This is a genomic window from Ekhidna sp., from assembly GCF_965212185.1.
In the GTDB taxonomy this organism is placed as follows: Bacteria; Bacteroidota; Bacteroidia; order Cytophagales; family Cyclobacteriaceae; genus Ekhidna.
This window is the reverse complement of record NZ_OZ243102.1, coordinates 926,804-943,239: the sequence shown is the minus strand read 5'-3', so window position 1 is coordinate 943,239 and position 16,436 is coordinate 926,804. Positions and strand designations below refer to the sequence as shown.

General features: G+C 38.1%; 23 protein-coding genes. 16 read left to right on the top strand and 7 right to left on the bottom strand.

What is annotated here, in order from left to right; genetic code table 11:
* Positions 1-12 precede the first annotated feature (12 nt).
* Genes ACOMC3_RS04280 through ACOMC3_RS04270 form a run of 3 tightly spaced genes read left to right on the top strand, consistent with a single transcriptional unit; the run spans position 13 to position 2,816 of the window.
* A complete protein-coding gene (locus ACOMC3_RS04280; protein ID WP_420318293.1) occupies positions 13-900 on the top strand; it encodes a DUF58 domain-containing protein in 888 nt (295 codons plus the stop codon).
* Positions 881-1,783, top strand: coding sequence for a hypothetical protein (locus tag ACOMC3_RS04275; protein ID WP_420318292.1), 903 nt, complete (start codon positions 881-883; stop codon positions 1,781-1,783). Before ACOMC3_RS04280 ends, ACOMC3_RS04275 begins: the two co-directional genes overlap by 20 nt.
* Positions 1,773-2,816, top strand: coding sequence for a VWA domain-containing protein (locus ACOMC3_RS04270; protein ID WP_420318291.1), 1,044 nt, complete (start codon positions 1,773-1,775; stop codon positions 2,814-2,816). The genes ACOMC3_RS04275 and ACOMC3_RS04270 overlap by 11 nt, the downstream gene beginning before the upstream one ends.
* 173 nt (positions 2,817-2,989) lie before the next feature.
* Here the strand turns inward: ACOMC3_RS04270 and ACOMC3_RS04265 are convergent, their stop codons facing one another.
* The 3 genes from ACOMC3_RS04265 to ACOMC3_RS04255 all read right to left on the bottom strand — a co-directional run bounded on the left by ACOMC3_RS04265 (position 2,990) and on the right by ACOMC3_RS04255 (position 4,662).
* Positions 2,990-3,808 (bottom strand): hypothetical protein, encoded by an 819-nt coding sequence (locus tag ACOMC3_RS04265; RefSeq protein WP_420318290.1) that lies wholly within the window; start codon positions 3,806-3,808, stop codon positions 2,990-2,992.
* A gap of 62 nt (positions 3,809-3,870) precedes the next feature.
* On the bottom strand, positions 3,871-4,455 hold the full coding sequence (locus tag ACOMC3_RS04260) for a hypothetical protein (protein ID WP_420318289.1): 585 nt from the start codon (positions 4,453-4,455) through the stop codon (positions 3,871-3,873).
* Positions 4,456-4,662 carry a hypothetical protein gene (locus ACOMC3_RS04255; RefSeq protein WP_420318288.1) on the bottom strand — a complete coding sequence of 69 codons (207 nt, stop codon included), beginning with the start codon at positions 4,660-4,662 and terminating at the stop codon, positions 4,456-4,458.
* An 85-nt stretch (positions 4,663-4,747) separates the two neighbouring features.
* Here ACOMC3_RS04255 and ACOMC3_RS04250 point away from each other — a divergent pair, with 85 nt between their 5' ends.
* The 7 genes from ACOMC3_RS04250 (at position 4,748) to ACOMC3_RS04220 (ending at position 8,961) form a co-directional block, all read left to right on the top strand.
* Positions 4,748-5,257 carry an RNA polymerase sigma factor gene (locus tag ACOMC3_RS04250; protein WP_420318287.1) on the top strand — a complete coding sequence of 170 codons (510 nt, stop codon included), beginning with the start codon at positions 4,748-4,750 and terminating at the stop codon, positions 5,255-5,257.
* On the top strand, positions 5,241-5,657 hold the full coding sequence (locus tag ACOMC3_RS04245; RefSeq protein WP_420318286.1) for a hypothetical protein: 417 nt from the start codon (positions 5,241-5,243) through the stop codon (positions 5,655-5,657). The genes ACOMC3_RS04250 and ACOMC3_RS04245 overlap by 17 nt, the downstream gene beginning before the upstream one ends.
* 58 nt (positions 5,658-5,715) lie before the next feature.
* The gene (locus tag ACOMC3_RS04240) at positions 5,716-6,237 is read left to right on the top strand and encodes a DUF4252 domain-containing protein (RefSeq protein WP_420318285.1); all 522 of its coding nucleotides are present in this window, start codon (positions 5,716-5,718) and stop codon (positions 6,235-6,237) included.
* Positions 6,238-6,300: 63 nt separating this feature from the next.
* Positions 6,301-6,786, top strand: a complete 486-nt coding sequence (locus ACOMC3_RS04235) for a hypothetical protein (protein ID WP_420318284.1) — start codon at positions 6,301-6,303, stop codon at positions 6,784-6,786.
* Positions 6,783-7,676: an ABC transporter ATP-binding protein gene (locus tag ACOMC3_RS04230; RefSeq protein WP_420318283.1), complete on the top strand. Its 894-nt coding sequence runs from the start codon at positions 6,783-6,785 to the stop codon at positions 7,674-7,676. The genes ACOMC3_RS04235 and ACOMC3_RS04230 overlap by 4 nt, the downstream gene beginning before the upstream one ends.
* Positions 7,669-8,508 (top strand): ABC transporter permease, encoded by an 840-nt coding sequence (locus ACOMC3_RS04225; RefSeq protein ID WP_420318282.1) that lies wholly within the window; start codon positions 7,669-7,671, stop codon positions 8,506-8,508. The genes ACOMC3_RS04230 and ACOMC3_RS04225 overlap by 8 nt, the downstream gene beginning before the upstream one ends.
* 111 nt (positions 8,509-8,619) lie before the next feature.
* Entirely contained in the window at positions 8,620-8,961 is a 342-nt protein-coding gene (locus tag ACOMC3_RS04220; RefSeq protein WP_420318281.1) for a hypothetical protein, read from the top strand.
* Between the two features lie 58 nt (positions 8,962-9,019).
* Here ACOMC3_RS04220 and ACOMC3_RS04215 read toward each other — a convergent pair whose 3' ends face one another.
* Together ACOMC3_RS04215 and ACOMC3_RS04210 are read right to left on the bottom strand one after the other, a co-directional pair.
* Entirely contained in the window at positions 9,020-9,640 is a 621-nt protein-coding gene (locus tag ACOMC3_RS04215; RefSeq protein WP_420318280.1) for a LysE family translocator, read from the bottom strand.
* The gene (locus tag ACOMC3_RS04210; protein WP_420318279.1) at positions 9,641-11,194 is read right to left on the bottom strand and encodes a GH3 family domain-containing protein; all 1,554 of its coding nucleotides are present in this window, start codon (positions 11,192-11,194) and stop codon (positions 9,641-9,643) included.
* Positions 11,195-11,254: 60 nt separating this feature from the next.
* Between ACOMC3_RS04210 and ACOMC3_RS04205 the strand changes: the two genes are divergently transcribed.
* Positions 11,255-11,923, top strand: coding sequence for a YggS family pyridoxal phosphate-dependent enzyme (locus ACOMC3_RS04205; protein WP_420318278.1), 669 nt, complete (start codon positions 11,255-11,257; stop codon positions 11,921-11,923).
* Positions 11,924-11,929: 6 nt separating this feature from the next.
* On the opposite strand, the gene ACOMC3_RS04200 is transcribed toward ACOMC3_RS04205, so the two are convergent.
* Positions 11,930-12,331 (bottom strand): DUF1573 domain-containing protein, encoded by a 402-nt coding sequence (locus tag ACOMC3_RS04200; protein ID WP_420318277.1) that lies wholly within the window; start codon positions 12,329-12,331, stop codon positions 11,930-11,932.
* 113 nt (positions 12,332-12,444) lie between these two features.
* On the opposite strand from ACOMC3_RS04200, the gene ACOMC3_RS04195 reads away from it, so the two are divergent.
* From ACOMC3_RS04195 to coaD, 4 genes are all read left to right on the top strand, one after another.
* A complete protein-coding gene (locus ACOMC3_RS04195; RefSeq protein ID WP_420318276.1) occupies positions 12,445-12,936 on the top strand; it encodes an NUDIX domain-containing protein in 492 nt (163 codons plus the stop codon).
* A 74-nt stretch (positions 12,937-13,010) separates the two neighbouring features.
* Entirely contained in the window at positions 13,011-13,604 is a 594-nt protein-coding gene (locus ACOMC3_RS04190; RefSeq protein ID WP_420318275.1) for a hypothetical protein, read from the top strand.
* Positions 13,605-13,610: 6 nt separating this feature from the next.
* Positions 13,611-14,501 carry a DUF3822 family protein gene (locus tag ACOMC3_RS04185; RefSeq protein WP_420318274.1) on the top strand — a complete coding sequence of 297 codons (891 nt, stop codon included), beginning with the start codon at positions 13,611-13,613 and terminating at the stop codon, positions 14,499-14,501.
* Positions 14,502-14,523: 22 nt separating this feature from the next.
* Positions 14,524-14,976, top strand: a complete 453-nt coding sequence (gene coaD / locus ACOMC3_RS04180) for a pantetheine-phosphate adenylyltransferase (protein WP_420318273.1) — start codon at positions 14,524-14,526, stop codon at positions 14,974-14,976.
* A 37-nt stretch (positions 14,977-15,013) separates the two neighbouring features.
* On the opposite strand, the gene ACOMC3_RS04175 is transcribed toward coaD, so the two are convergent.
* A complete protein-coding gene (locus ACOMC3_RS04175; RefSeq protein ID WP_420318272.1) occupies positions 15,014-15,688 on the bottom strand; it encodes an NUDIX domain-containing protein in 675 nt (224 codons plus the stop codon).
* Between the two features lie 103 nt (positions 15,689-15,791).
* Between ACOMC3_RS04175 and pyrE the strand changes: the two genes are divergently transcribed.
* Positions 15,792-16,433 carry an orotate phosphoribosyltransferase gene (pyrE, locus tag ACOMC3_RS04170; protein ID WP_420319302.1) on the top strand — a complete coding sequence of 214 codons (642 nt, stop codon included), beginning with the start codon at positions 15,792-15,794 and terminating at the stop codon, positions 16,431-16,433.
* Positions 16,434-16,436: the final 3 nt, after the last annotated feature.

The following is a 16,436-nucleotide window of genomic DNA, read 5'->3' as shown; positions in this document are numbered from 1 at the left end:
AGCAAAAACTCAATGAATAAGGACATCCTCAAACGACTTAGAAGATACGAAATTCGTATCCGCAAAGCGATCAACTCGCAAATGCAAGGAGATTTTCATTCCATCTTCAAAGGATCAGGTCTGGAATTTGATGACGTTCGCCCGTATCAATGGGGCGATGATGTCAGAAACATCGACTGGAGGGTAACAGCCAAAGGTCATGGAACTTTCATGAAGACATTCATTGAGGAGAAAGAACAAACTGTTTTCTTCCTTCTTGATGTATCAGCATCTCAGGAAATTGGAAAGGACAAGCGTCAGAAAATAGATTTAGCTAAGGAAATGGCTGGTCTCCTGGCTTTATCAGCAATTAGAGAGGGTAGCAAAGTGGGGTTGCTGTGTTATTCGGATCAGGTAGAAGATTATATAAAACCAGGTAAAACTGTAAAGCATGCGTATGAGATCATCAACCGAATGTTCTCTTTAAAACCCAAATCACGAAAAACCAATCTTGATGAAGGGATTAAATACACCTTGAACCTATTGAATAAAAAGGCTATCGTTTTTATCATCTCAGATTTTATAGATGAAAACTTTACACACTCCATGAGAGGACTGGCAAGAAAACATGATTTGGTGGTGGTACACATCAGTGATAAACGTGAATCTGCAGTGCCTCATTTAGGTATCGTTCCACTTTTCGAAAAAGAATCCGGAAAAACTGTGTGGCTAAATACTTCTTCAAAAGAATTTAAAAATGCAGTAGAAAAAACTCACGGCAAGAACAAAGATTCTTTATCAGATTTTTGCCGAAGAAACGACGTGAATTACATTTCAATTGGAACTGAAGATGATTACGTTCCTAAACTGATTAAACTTTTCAGACATAGAAATAGAAGCAATGCGAGAAGGACGAGGTAAATACTGGATTGCTATCATTGCCCTTCTGTGCACAATAAACCTCAGGGCTCAGGAAGTCGTAGTTAAAGGAGGTTTTGTTGAAGATAGTTTATTGATTGGGCAGGATATTAATTTTTGGATATCAGCTAGCTATCCTCCGGAATTGGAGATGATTTTTCCTGATAGTTTGTATTCATTCGCTCCCTTTGAGTTCAGCGGGAAAACCTATTTACCAACACAAATCAAAGATGGGCTTGCTTTTGATACCACTGTTTACACTATTCAATCTTTCGAGATTGACAAAGTGCAGTATTTGAAATTACCTGCTGTTATACTTAGCTCAGGAGACTCATCAGTCATTGAAACTCCCCTGGACTCAATTTATCTTACTGAGCTTGCTCCGGTCGTTTCTGACTCCACGAAACTCAAAACCAATCTTGATTACCAGGCAGTCAACAGACAGTTTAACTATCCATTGATGTACTATATTATTGGAGGCCTTATCCTATTAGTTATCATCCTTCTTTTAATCTTTGGAAAGAGAATCATAAAATGGATTAAACTGAGGAAGCTACGAACTCAATATGAGCAATTCGCAGAAGTATTCAATAGCTACATAACGAAGTTGAAAGTAGACCCAGAACCTGAGTTGGCAGAAAAAGCATTGGTTTTATGGAAAAATTATCAGCAGCGTCTTGATAAGAAGCCGTTCTCCGTTATGACAACAAAAGAAATTTTAAGTTATGATTTTACGGATGAATTAGCTACTCCGTTGAAGTCTATTGATAGAGTAGTTTATGGCAAGAGGATGCAAGAAAACATCTTCCAGGATTTTCAACAAATTGAGGATTTTACACAAGAGAGGTACTCTAAAAAAGTAGCAGCAATCAAAGATGGAGAGTAAGACAGCAAATTGGTTTTCATTTGAGTGGTTTACACCGGAAAAACTTCAAAGTTTTGACTGGGCCAATCCGCTTTGGTTTTATGCAATGCTTATCATCCCATTGATTTTCATTCTTAGATGGTTAATTGTCAACCAATTCAGCCAAAAGTTACCGGTTGCACTAACAAAAAAAGACCTTAAAAGTGATCCTATCACCTACTTACGATTCATTCCTCCTGTTTTTTTTATTATCAGTCTATTACTTATCATGACCAGTTTGGCACGTCCTCAAACAACGAATGAGCAGGTAGAGCAATGGAGTGAAGGGATTGATATTGTATTGAATATTGATATTTCAGAGTCCATGCAAATCATGGATTTTCTCCCAAATAGACTTGAAGCTGCCAAAGAAGTGGCGAGAAATTTTGTTGCTGGAAGGTTTCAGGATCGGATTGGGTTAGTGATTTTCTCAGGTGATGCTTTGCCCTCCTGTCCGCTTACCACAGACTATGGACTCCTTTATGAGTTGATTGAAGACATTGATTTTGATAAGATTGAAAGTCGTGGTACCGCAATTGGTAATGCCATAACCTCTGGAATAAACTTCCTCAGAGAGTCTACATCCGAATCAAAAGTTATGATCCTCCTAAGTGACGGTGACAACACTGCAGGAAATGTGGATCCAATCACTGCAGCAAACCTTGCAAATGCTTATAACATCAAAATGTATGTTATCGCCATTGGACGTGAGGGGAAAGTACCCTTTGGAACTGACTTCTTTGGAAGGCCAAGAATGGTAGAAAATACATTTGATGAATCTACACTTCGTGAAATTGCTCAGATAGGGAATGGTAAATTCTATCGTGTATCTGATAAAGAGGCATTGGTTCAGGTTTTTGATGAAATAGATCGATTGGAGAAGGCTGAAATAAAAGAAACCAGATACAAAGACACCACAGATTTTTATTACATCTATCTAAAGTGGGCGGCTGTTTTTCTCCTATTATGGTTGATTACCAAGTCCACTTTTGTAACGAATGTGCTAACAGACTAGCCGTCGGTTCCAAGTACCTATTTTTTTACTTGGTGGAATGATTGAGACCAAACTCACAATCTTAGCATTTTATTTGATCAGGAATTCACACAGTATCATGCATTATCTAATATTAATAGCAGTTCACAATTGGTTATTGGGTAAGAAAAAGGATAGAATGATCTTTCCTTAAACTATAAATCAGAATATGCTGGAGTACTGCTAGTCTCAATTGTAAATATTTTAATATCCTTCGCATTTCCAGAGACTAGCAATGGATAATTCGTTTTAGTAGGATCACCCTCAAATGATAAGATACCGGTATAAAGTTCTTGTCCTAAATTAATTTCTCCTGCAAATGAAAGTGAAACTATTGTAGGATTTGGTGCTGGTCCAGAATATTCATCCAAGAATTCAACCTCTGCATTATCAATAATGTTACTAGGGTCGCTAATGACTATTTCACAAATCCACTGTTTTCCACTTGAGTTAGTAATTCGGATGCTTTCTAGTACAGGAAGATTCGCTTCTGGAGGTTCAACAGTAATGTTTTTTTTCTTAACCTTTCCGATTTTCTTACCTTGAGCATTAAGCATCGTATAGGAAACTTCATATGTTTTTCCTACGGCATCTTCCACAAAATCAAGTTCATCACTCGAAAAAGATGAAACTTCGGCTTTAGGTTCTGATTTCTCCCAGTAAAGTGTAAACTTCTTTATGGTTGGTGATGGTGCTCCTTTTGAAGCCTTAATCTTCACATCAATTATATGTACAGTATCGGGTTCTGAGTTACTAACTGATGCAGTCATTCGATAGCCAGCTGAAGCTTTTTTCTTAATAAAAGCCCTTCTAATAAATGCATCTGCATTCAATGTGACTATCTCTGAACCACCTCCTTTTTTAGATTCTGGAGCTACTACCAATTCATCCGGGTTCATAATTTCTGACCGACATGCGGCCAGTATTACAATTAATAGCGAAATATATAAATTTCTTAATAAGGCGATTTTCATAATTATACGGTTTGAATTTCATTTTCTATAATCTCCTCCCAGCACAGAAGGGACTATGAAAATTATTGATTATCAGTAATTTTAATAAGAGCTTCTTCTAGTTCTTTAGATTTATTTCTTTTTTCTGCAATTAAACGTTCTAGTTCAGCAATTTTTTGCTCTAACTTTTTTAATGCCACTTCCTTACTCTTAATGTCCTCCGGACTAGCACTTCCTTCCTGCTTAGCTTTCTCAATTTTTTCTTTTGCCGCCGCTACTTTCTCTTTGCGCTCAGCGATTTTTTCTTCACTTTCTGCAATTTCTGAATCCAGCGCTTCCTTCTTCTCGTTAATTTTTGCTCGTGCTTCCTCAGAACGAAGCATACCAAATTCTCGCCCATTCAAATCTCCTTTGTTCTTTCCATAGGCATTTCCATTATTTTCCTTCTCCTTTTTCACCTTTTCATCCTTGCTCTTTTCCTTCTTTATTCCTTCGTCCTCATTCTCTTCATCTTCATCATCATTCTCTTCATCTTCCTCCTGTTCTTTCTCTGCCTTCTCCTTCTTGTCTTTATTCTTTTCCTTCTCTTTTCCTTTTCCTTGAGCAATTAACTCCCCACTTCCCAAAACAAGAAATATCATTAATGCAAATGCTATCACTTTTTTCATTTATTCTATATTTTCAAGTAAAGAATCAATTTCATATAGGCTCTCATCCGTGATTGACTTTAGCTCTTTCTTTGAAGCCTCCAAATCAGAAGTGATGGCTTCAACAGCCTCAGTCTCTTGATCAGCATCTTGGTTTTGCTTTTCAATTGCTCCTCCGCAAGCACTAATTAAGCACACTAATACACCTATAAATATCAATTTGTTCATATTTTATTCGGGTAACTTTTCCTAAAGTTAATTTTTTTTCAGCACACGTGTAACTTTACTTGATACAAGTCCATCATCCTGCTGAATGTCACACAATTTATACCATACAGAAATCCTACCTGCCAGTGACGGCATGTACAGATACGCGTTATCAATAGTACGTGAGCCCGAAACGGCAAAGGATGTTGTGCAGGACTGCCTGACGAAAATCTGGAGTATTCGCAAGGACCTGGACAAAGTAGAAAAAGTCAACGCGTGGGCTTTTCGAATTGTCCGAAATCGATGCATCGAGATCCTACGAAGAAACCGATATGCAGACCTGGATGAAAAAGTGGTAAATATGAGACATTCAGATCCGGTGGAGGCACAGGCTATCACCAATGACTTTATGTCTTTGATGAAGCAGGTCTTAAAAGAGCTACCGGCTAAGCAGCAGGAGGTTTTCCACCTACGAGAAGTGGAAGACATGAGCTATCAGGATATAGCTGAAACGTGTGAGTTATCTGAGAGCGACGTAAAAGTCAACATTCACAGAGCTCGCAAAAAAGTGAAAGAAGCAATGCAAAAAATAGACGCTTATGGGATCGCAAATTGATAAACTACTAGAAAAATACTGGAACGGTGAAACCAGTCTGGAAGAGGAGAAAGTGCTTAAGGCACATTTTAAATCTAATCCGGCACTCACCAATGAAGGTCACTATTTCCGATACCTCAGCAAAGAGAAATCGGTTAAGTATGAGGGAGTCAAGAACAGCTCCAAAAAGCGAGCTTGGATTTCTGCAGCAGCTACTATCACAATTGGAATCATTACAGCAGCACTGGTTTTCAATGATGCTAATAAAGATCCGTTTGCTATCGAAGATCCTGAAAAAGCCTTTGAGGCTACTAAAAATGCCCTTATGATGATAAGTGGTGAGCTACAAGAGGGGCAAAACCATACGCTTGAGTTAACCAAATTCAACAAGGCAAAAGAAGAGCTTCAAGAAGACTCTTGATGCACTCTGCAAGATTGAAAACCAAAACCTTGATTTAAGACCATAAAAAAATATTAACATGAAAAAGATTGTATTAACACTAATGATTTTGTCCATAACTAGCTTGGCTTTCAGCCAGCAGGTAGTAACCAAATACATGGATAAATATGAAAATGACGAGACCTTCACCAAAGTATCTGTCAGCAGCAAAATGTTCTCACTTTTCTCCGAAATGGAAGGTAGTGAAGAAGACGAGCAGCTCTTTTATGACATCACAAGCAAACTAAAAGGAATGAAAGTGGTGGCCAGTGAAAAAGTATCGAGCCCAAAGGCATTATATGATGGAGCAGTTGCAGATGTAGAAAAAGCAGGATTTGAAGAACTCATGACCGTAAAAGATGCGGAGGAGAATGTGAAAATCTCTATTCGTGAAAAAGGAGGAGTCATTGAAGAACTGATCCTGGTAGCAGGTGGTAAGGAAAAGTTTGCGATCGTAAGTATCTACGGAGAAATAGACCTGAAGCAAATTTCGAAGTTGGCTAGCCTTATGCGAGTGAACCAATTGAAATACCTTGAAAATCTTGATAAAGCAATAGATTAAAGACAGTTAGTTGACAAGGCAGGTGTGGGAATTACCCTATCCTGCCTTTTATTTTACACCTACATGAAGAAATTATTACTACTCATTTTAAGTCTCTCATTTTCTTTAATAATCGTCGCTCAAGAGTCAATTATTAAAGAATTTGCAGAACCACGAAGAACTACCCGGTGGATGAATCCCCTTTGCTTCTACCCTAGCACGCTTCGTATGGTTAATATCACGCAAGATCCAAACTTCAATGAGCTGGTAAATGACATTGAAAAAGTTTTAATCTATACGCTCGATTCGGCTACTGTAGCTTCCAAAGACTATAAAAGTTGGCTCAAAGAATATGAGGCAATAGGTTATGAAGAATACATCACTATTTATGGAACTCAAGAAATTAGAATCTTAGGAAAAGATCAAGAATACGTGGGTGTCTTAGCTGCTGAAGGCAGAGCTGCGGCTTTTTATTTGCGTGGTGAAATTCCGTTTGCTAAAATTCCGGAACTCATACAGAGTTTTCAAAGTGATGATATGCTGCCACTTATAACTGAACAATTTAAATGAGTGTATTAAAAATAAATAAGCTGACTAAGAAGTTTGGGCGACTTACCGCAGTAGATCAGCTTGACCTTACTATTGAAGAAGGTCAGGTCTATGGTATACTTGGACCAAATGGAAGCGGTAAAACCACAACACTAGGGATGATACTTGAAGTAGTGGCCCCATCAAGCGGCTCATTTGAGTGGTTTGGAGGGATGAGCAACGTAGAGGCTCGAAAACGAATAGGTTCTATATTAGAAACCCCATGCTTCTATAGCTACCTGACCGCTGTTCAAAACCTACGTATCGTAGCACATATCAAAAAGTGCGGCACTTCTAATATTGACACAATACTCAAACAAGTCAGCCTATATGAACGTCGAAATGATAAGTTCAAGACGTATAGTTTGGGTATGAAGCAACGTCTATCACTTGCCGCTGCTCTATTATCCGATCCCCCAGTGTTGATGCTGGATGAGCCAACAAATGGCCTGGACCCTGAAGGAATTGCTGAGGTCCGCCAGTTAATTAGAGACATAGCTGCTCAGGGTAAAACCATCATTATGGCCAGCCATTTATTGGATGAAGTGCAAAAAGTATGTTCAGATTTCTGCATATTGAGAAAAGGCGTAAAGCTACATGAGGGTGCTGTCAATGATATTTTGGGTGAAACCAATGTGGTGGAAATTTCAGCAACAGATCTGGATAAACTATCTATCGCTGTTGAGAAATTTGATGGAATAGATAAAATCGAAAAAGAAAATGGATCTATAAAAGCTTACCTAAAGGATGGCCAATCCTCCGATCACCTTAATAAATTTTGTTTTGACCAGGGGATATCATTGAAGAAGCTAATCCCTCAATCAAAATCACTTGAACAAGAATTCCTTAAAATCTTAAAAGAAAATGATTAGAGCTTTTACACTCGAATGGCTAAAACTGAAGCACTATAGGGTTTTTTGGATTCTATTTGGACTCTACCTGCTTGCACAGCTGATAATTACCAATGGAGGTATTTTCTTTCTAGAATGGCTTGAGAGCAAAGGAGCTGATATTGAAGGGCTTAGCCCAACACTATTACCGATTTATGACTTCCCTGACATCTGGCACAACGCTACGTGGTTAGGGTCATTTGTTAAGATTCTCATATCGTTCATTATCATAGTCTCTGTAAATAATGAACTTTCATATAATACGCTAAGACAAAACATCATTGATGGGATTAGTAAGAGAGAATTTCTTTTATCAAAGCTTTCTTTGATCCTCTTTCTGGCAACCGTTTGTACGCTTGTACTCTTTGTTTCAGGTCTAATTGCAGGCATGCAATACTCACATGTGTTGGATGCGAAGTACATATTTGCGGATCTTGAACATTTAGTTGCGTACTTCCTGCAATTAGTTGTATTTGGACTTTTTGCCTTCAGTGTAGCAATGGTGATTAAAAAAGCTGGATTCGCGATCGTTTTAATCTTTCTCTACAGCATCGTTTTCGAGCCAATTATAACCGGCATACTGGAGTTCGCTCCTTTCACAAAAGACTATACAGAAGGAATTGTAAAGTTCTTCCCAATATATTCAATTGAGAAGCTATGCGGGAAGTTTTACGAAAGCCCTTTTGCAAAATATATTTTTCAGGAAATCAAAGAAGGACCACTCTGGTTTGAATGGATTATTCCAATTATCTGGGGCTTTATTTATATGACTTTTATCACCTGGGTACTCAATAAAAGGGATTTAAAGGCCTAACGATTTTTTTCTGCAATTCAACTAAGTTTTAAGATAACTTAACTAAAACCCTCATACCAAGTGAGGGTTTTTCACGTTGTTTGTGTTAGTTATGTATAAAGGAAGCAGGTTATGATCAAGTTAGTATTCATTCTCATTTCAGTAGTATCCTTCAACTTTGTTGTCTCTTTTGGTACTACTAAGGCTGAAAATCAACCACAGGAGGTGGAAATAAAATTCAGCGACAAGGCAGTTGCAATTGAAAGCGGACAACCAGTATTTGCAAAAGGAACGAAGATCTGGTTATCCAATCCACAAAAAGAAGAAATTAAGCTTTTCTTAAATGAAGAAGAACGAAAAGTTAATTCAAAGAAAGTAGAATTGTCTGAAATTGCAAAGCTAGATGAAGGCACATATACATTAGTGGTCAATACTTCTAATGATGAAAAAGTATTTGGTTTTACTATTCAGTAAATAGTTAAGTTAGGTTGTTAAAAAGGTTGAGCGTATCTCTTGAAGAGGTACGCTTTTTTTATACAAAATTTGTAACCAGGAAATAAACTATCTGCAAAGAGAATAGAATAAGGATTACCGCAACCGTTCGATTCATATTCCTCACAAACTTGACGGTAACTAAGTGCTTTAAACGATGAGCCAGAAAGGCTTTTCCCAAATCCATACTGAAAATTGTAATTAGCATACCTCCAAAAAACTGGAGCTGTTCATTGAAATTATAGTCAAAATTGATAACGCTAACACTTACCCAGGTTGCCCAGGTAACAATAATAAAGGGGTTCAGACCATTTAAAAACAGCCCCTTAGCAAATTGTTTGATATCACTTGACTCATTCATCATGGTATCTTCGGTATGGATTTTAGGAGTTTTAAACCACGAATAAATGCCATAGATCCCAAGCATCACCACGCCAAAAAGTCCTATCCAAAATTTCACTCTATCAGTCTCTAATGCTTTGGTCATGCCGAATAGAACTATCAGCACATAAAAAACATCACTTACTGAAATTCCAGCGGCTAAGAAAACAGCCTTTTTAAGTCCTTGCTGAATACTTGTTTGTATCAACGCAAAAAAAGCAGGGCCTAGTGCAAAAATGAAGATCAGACCGTAAATCAGTCCGTTGATAATTGGGGGCATCTAACTAAGAGAAATGTTTTGATCGGTTAGAAAATTTTTCCAAAGTTGGGCTTTTTCTTTCTTAAGTACACGAGGAAATTTATTTTGACTACCAACTTTTCCTTGTGATTCCATCCATTGATAAAATATTTGAGTTGGCAATATAGAAACTCTTATCTCTTTTAGTGCAGAACTTCGCTCTACCTTATAATCATCATTCAATTTCATCAAATGATTATCTATATGAGTCTTAAGTGCCTCACTGCTTATCTCATCATCGGTACCGATGTACCAGTGATGAGCAAATAAACTGTCAGCTCGTTCACCCAACAAGGTAAACTCACGAATATCTACTTTCAATTCCTCCTCAGCCAATTCTATCGCTTTATTCATGTTATCAAGACTAAGGTGCTCTCCGCATAAACTCATGAAAAGCTTTGTCCGGCCTGTAATAACGATTTCTGATTCTTCGATTGAGACGAATTTTATCACATCACCAATCAAATACCTCCAGCTACCGGCATTAGTTGTTATTAATAGCGCATACTCTTTTTCCTCTTCTACCTCATCAATTTTAAGAGTCTTGGCACCAGATTTCAATTTCCCATCCTCATCAAAATTTTCGTCCGTGAATGGCACAAATTCATAAAAGATTCCATTGTTCAAAACAAGACGCATGGATTTCCTATTGGGATAAGCCTGAAATGCAATGAATCCCTCTGAGGCAAGATAAGTTTCCATGTAGAATAATGGTTTCTTAAGCAGTTTTTCAAACCCACGTTTGTAAGGCTCAAATGAAACTCCTCCATGAACGAATATTTGTAGGTTAGGCCAGATGTCATGTATGCTTGATAATTGGTGCATCTCAATGATCCTTTCCATCATGATCTGAAGCCATGCAGGGACTCCCACAATTATGCCAATGTCCCAATTGGGAGCTTTCTTAACTATTTCCTCTAGCTTATCATTCCAATTCTTAGTCTTTGCGATTTTTTTCCCAGGCTTATAGAAATGTTGAAACCAGAAAGGGATCTGCGCTGCAGTGATACCAGATAAATCACCTTCAAAGTAATGACCACTTCTTTTTAAATCTGTACTCCCTCCTAGCATCAAAATACCTTTAGAAAACAAAGAGGCCGGCAAGTCATATTTACTCATAGTGAGAATCTGTCGCATCGAGGTTTTACGAATAGACTTAACCATTTCTCTTGTAATGGGGATATATTTTGATGAAGCACCAGAAGTGCCAGAGCTTAATGCGAAGTATTTGATTTTTCCAGGCCAACATACATCCTTTTGTCCCTCCTGTGCAAGATGCCACCATTGCTCATACATTTTATCATAATCGAAAATGGGAACATTGGAAGTGAAGGCTTTATAAAACTGGCCTTGATCCCCTTTAAATGCAGCGAGTATCTCATCAAATTTGTGAGCTTGACCAAACTTTGTGTTTTGGCAATGAATAAGTAAGTTTCTCAGTTCTTGTTTTTGAAGGTCCAAAGGAGAGGTATATAGTTGCTCTAAACTTTCGCGCAACATGATTCCTTTTTTAAGTAGTGTCCCTAAAATTGCCATTCAATTCAATTGAAACTTATTCTTTAGATTTCAAATTTAAGGGATGTAAAAGAGACAATAATGAGTGAAATATCAAACCAACTTGAAGATTTAAAAGAAAGCCTACCTAAAAACTGTACGCTTGTTGCGGTAAGTAAAACCAAACCAGCTTCGGATGTTCTTGAAGCATATAATGCAGGCCATCTTGATTTTGGTGAAAATAAGGTTCAGGAACTCACTCAAAAAGCAGAGGAGCTGCCTAAAGATATTCGTTGGCATATGATAGGTCACCTTCAGCGAAACAAGGTTAAATACATTGTCGACTTTGTACACCTCATTCATGGAGTGGATTCCTTTAAACTTCTAAAGGAAATCAATAAACGAGCAAAACAAGTGGATCGGGTAATTGACTGCTTACTTCAGATGCACATTGCAGAAGAAGACACAAAATTCGGTCTTGATAAAGCTGAATTAGACGAAATTCTCAACAGTCAGGAACTCAAAGAAATGACCAATATCCGAATCGTGGGATTGATGGGGATGGCCACATTTACCGAAGATAGTGAGCAGGTAAAACGTGAATTTCAAAGCCTGAAGAAGCTTTTTGATGAAATAAAAAATTCTGACCACATTAACGTCCAAATGGACACCCTATCGATGGGAATGAGTGGTGATTACCAGTTAGCCATCGAAGAGGGAAGTAATATGGTCAGAATCGGGAGCGCGATCTTCGGATCGCGCAATCAATAAAGGCAATTACTTATTATCAGGAGGCATTACATTCGTGACGATCTTCACACGCTCCGGATTGTTTACAGCATTGGACATTACGGTAATGACTTTGTTTTGCATACCCATTTTGCCCGCACTATTAAATACCACCTTGATTTTAGCAGTTTTACCAGGAGCAACTGGCTCTCTCGGCCATTCTGGTGCAGTGCAACCACATGTTGTTTTCACATCGGCAATGATTAGTGGTTCGTTACCCACATTCTCGAAAACAAAAACATGTTCAACTTTCTCTCCTTGTGTGATTTCACCAAAATCAAATGATTTTTCGGTAAAGGAAATTTTTGGGCCAGTCATTGGCTCTTCTTCTTCCTGTGCTGTCGCAAAAAATGCAAATCCTACCAACAGCAATGACGCTAAATATTTCATGTTTTAAAGTGTTTAAGTTTTCAATGAGTAATATGGAGTACATTTATTCAACCTATTAAATGATTTAAATACCCCAAATTCGTAACCTCAAAGTTAACGAACCTCATTATTAAATGTTAAACAAAAAAAATACCATTACTCAATTTGAAGAAAAAGTACGAGTAAGGGTCTGTGGCATTTTGGAAGAGGATAATCAGATATTACTTCTTAAGCATGATAAAATCGGACCTGCTGGATATTTATGGTCACCACCTGGTGGGGGTGTAGAATTCGGAGAAAGCCATGAAGAGGCTCTAAAAAAAGAATTTAAAGAAGAAACTAATCTTGTCGTTGAAATTGTAAAGTTTTTGTTCACAAATGAATTTATTAGCGAAAAACACCATGCAATCGAATTATTTTTTCTCGTTAAGCGAATTTCAGGAGATTTAATGCTCGGAAATGATCCAGAATTAGGTCCTGAACAACAAATTTTATCCGATGCTCGCTTTTTTTCTTACGATGAATTGAAGACCTTACCTAAAAATGCCATTCATAATGCGTTTAACACCGTTTATGAAAGAGATAAAATAACCGAACTTAGGGGTTTGATTACTTTTAAGCATTAATAGTATTCTGGTGCTTCAAGAATCACCATTAAATATTTATAATTGCAAAAACCTAGCGAAAAAGAAATTTAGCAATGAGTAAAACGAAGATTGTTTCTGTGGTCATGCTCGTGGTATGGGTATCACTGGCCGTGTTTTTAGTATACAGTATCAAATCATCCATCGATGAAGCTGAGCGAATCGAAAGAGCAGAAGCTCTAATAATAGAGCAATTAAAGATGATACGTGAAGCCGAAATTGCATACATGTCAGTAAATGGACAGTATACAAGTGATTGGGATAAGCTTATAGCCTTTGTTGATACAGGCAGTTTTTATCTGACTGAGAAAACAGAGACTATTATACCTCAGCCATATGGAAAGGATAGTATCGTAGTAGAAATTGATACACTCGGAACAGTTCCTGTGATGGACTCACTTTTCAACCAAAACAAATGGCCAAGATTTAATCTGGCTACTTTAGTTTACGTTCCAGGTGTTGAACCAGCAACTAAATTTGATGTTTGGGCAGATAAGATCCTTAAGGCTGGACTGTATGTAAATGCTATCGAAGTGAAAAATCCTCGACCTGTTGATCCTAGCAGAGATGAGGAAAGCGAATACAATACCAGAAAGCCATTGAGGTTTGGATCACGAACAAGTGTGACCACCGCTGGTAACTGGGAATAAAATATTTTGATTGCACAAGACACATCGACTTATAAGCTTGTTAAGCGAGTAAAGGATACAAAGTTCACCATTGACGAACTGGATCATTACTCGCTTATCATGCAAGTCGGGATATACGACTTGCAATTTGCAGTTGTAGACTCCCAAGACAATGTGGTCATGGGTCTTGAAGATTATCGTCTCGAAGGAATTAAAACCGTAAATGGACGCCTTAGGCTAATCAAGGATATCTTAGATAATCATGAATACCTCACTGCCGGGTTTTGGAAAAACGTAAAGCTTTGTCTGAAAACGCACAAATTCTCATTGGTACCCGCTAATATGTTTGTGCAAGAATCTGCGGCTGATTACCTGGCACTAAACAGTGAGATCAAAACGTCATTCGAGGAAGTCAATTATTACAAGCAGGTAGCCGTAGATACAGTCAATGTATTTGCAGCAGAGACTAAGCTATGTAGATGGATAGAGTCCATTTACAAAAAAAAGAAGGTGCATGTCATTCATCAGGGTAGTGCGCTTATTGAAGGGTTTTTAAAGCATGCAGATCACATTGATGATAAAAGCATGTATGCTTACGTAGATCGTGGCATCCTACATTTGGTAGTAACTGAAGGTAAAAAGCTCCTGTACTACAATCAGTTTGCGGCTCGTAAGAAAGAAGACTATCTCAAATACATCATGCTAGTTTTCAATGAATTGAAAATGAGCGGTAAAGAAAGTCACGTATTCATTTGGGGGTTTATCAAACCTGCATCTGAAGAAATGCAGCTTCTTAAACGATACATCAAAAACATTTCTTTTGGCTCAAAGCCTTCATTCCTTCGCTTTAGCTACTTATACGATGAAGTAGAAGACCATCAGTACTTTGACGTGCTGAGTGGGTATCTTTGTGTATAAGCCTGCGTCTGACTTTAAAAGTATGAAAACAGCCATCTTTCCAGGATCTTTTGATCCATTTACCAAAGGACATTTTGATATAGTCATGAGAAGTCTTGATCTGTTTGATCGGGTGATCATTGCTATTGGTCACAATACCTCAAAAAACAATCGGTACTTTGAGCTAGAGTGGATGGTGGATAAAATCAATGAAGCTTTTGCTAATGAGGGCAGAGTAGAAGTGGAAGTTTACGATGAGCTGACTGCTTCACTTGCTGAGAAATATGAAGCTAGCTTTTTAGTGAGAGGTCTTAGAAACACCACCGACTTTGAATATGAAAATAGTATTTCTCAGATCAATCGGTATTTGAACGAAGATTTAGAAACGATTTTCTTAATTACTTCTCCGGAACTTGCTCCTATCAGTTCAAGCATCATCCGTGAAGTACATAGATATGGTGGCGATGTAAATCCGTTTCTACCTTACGAAGTATAATATTTTCCAAGGAGTAGCTATAAAGAAGCTACGCTTTCTAAGCTTCTTTCATCATCTTAGTATACTCTTGCATGACATACCTGATGGATCGGTAGGAACCATGCAATGCCTTCCTTACCTGCTCCATGTCCATCCACTCTACTTTTTTGATGCCTTCATCCAATTGTGGTGCCATATCAGTATCGTCCACACAGTGCATGGCATACCAATACGTCTTTTTTAATATGTATTTTTTCTTAGTGACGTATGTGTGCCACACCGCATCAATTTCCTTATCAATTATCACCTTCACTCCTGTCTCCTCTTCCACTTCTCTTACGGCACACTCTTCGACAGACTCTCCCTTATCTACCTTTCCCTTCGGTATATCCCAAACTTTTCTACGGAAGATCATCAACAGTTTTCCCTCCTTTTCTACAATGCCACCTGCAGCTTCTATTACTTTAAACTTACTCTTGAGGTAATTAATGAGGTCTCTTTTCTTTCGTGAGGAGATAAAAATTGAGTGGACTTTCTTCAGTTTCTTATCCGTCATTAGCCGCAGCAAGCCATCGATCTGATCAAAGGATGCATTCATGATCAGCACATCATCTACCAGCACTTCAGGTACAATTTCCTCAAATTCTCTAATCACTAAGCCATACGCACGCTTCATGTTTATTTTTTTCTCTGAGAGAATGTAAACCGGAATGTCGTTGATAAAGATTTTCATGAATCAGAATGAAGAGGCAATTAAATGATAAAATAAAAATCAAACAAGCTCTTCATATTATTGATCGGTAATATGTGAGTTTTATTTTTGCACACTCATGAGCATCAAAATCTACAACCCGCAATTAGCCGCTGAAGTAGCCGCCGATTTACTGAAAATAGAAGCAATCAAATTAAGTCCTGAAAATCCATTTACCTGGGCTTCAGGATGGAAGTCTCCCATCTACTGTGATAATCGTTTGAGTCTTTCTTATCCGGACGTTCGATCAAAGATCAAAACTGCTTTGTCTTTGGCCATTTCTAATTCTTTTGATGGAATAGATGTGATAGCAGGAGTGGCTACAGCCGGTATACCTCAGGGAGCATTGGTGGCAGAAGAACTTGGACTACCATTTATCTATGTTCGCTCAAAGTCTAAGGGGCATGGGCTTCAAAACATGATTGAAGGTAAGATTGAAGAAGGACAGAAAGTCCTTTTGGTTGAAGATCTGGTATCTACTGGTGGAAGTTCCTTGGCTGCTGCTGAAGCTTTGCGAGAGGCTGGAGCTGAGGTAGTAGGCATGATTGCCATTTTCACCTATGGATTTAAAGTGTCAGAGGACAATTTTGAAAAAGCAGGTGTAGACCTGGTTGTGCTCAGTGATTATCATCACCTGCTGGATCATGCACAGGATGAACGCATGTTTGAAAACGATGTGCTTAAGACCCTGAAAGAGTGGCGTGAAGACCCGGGGAATTGGGGGTAATCA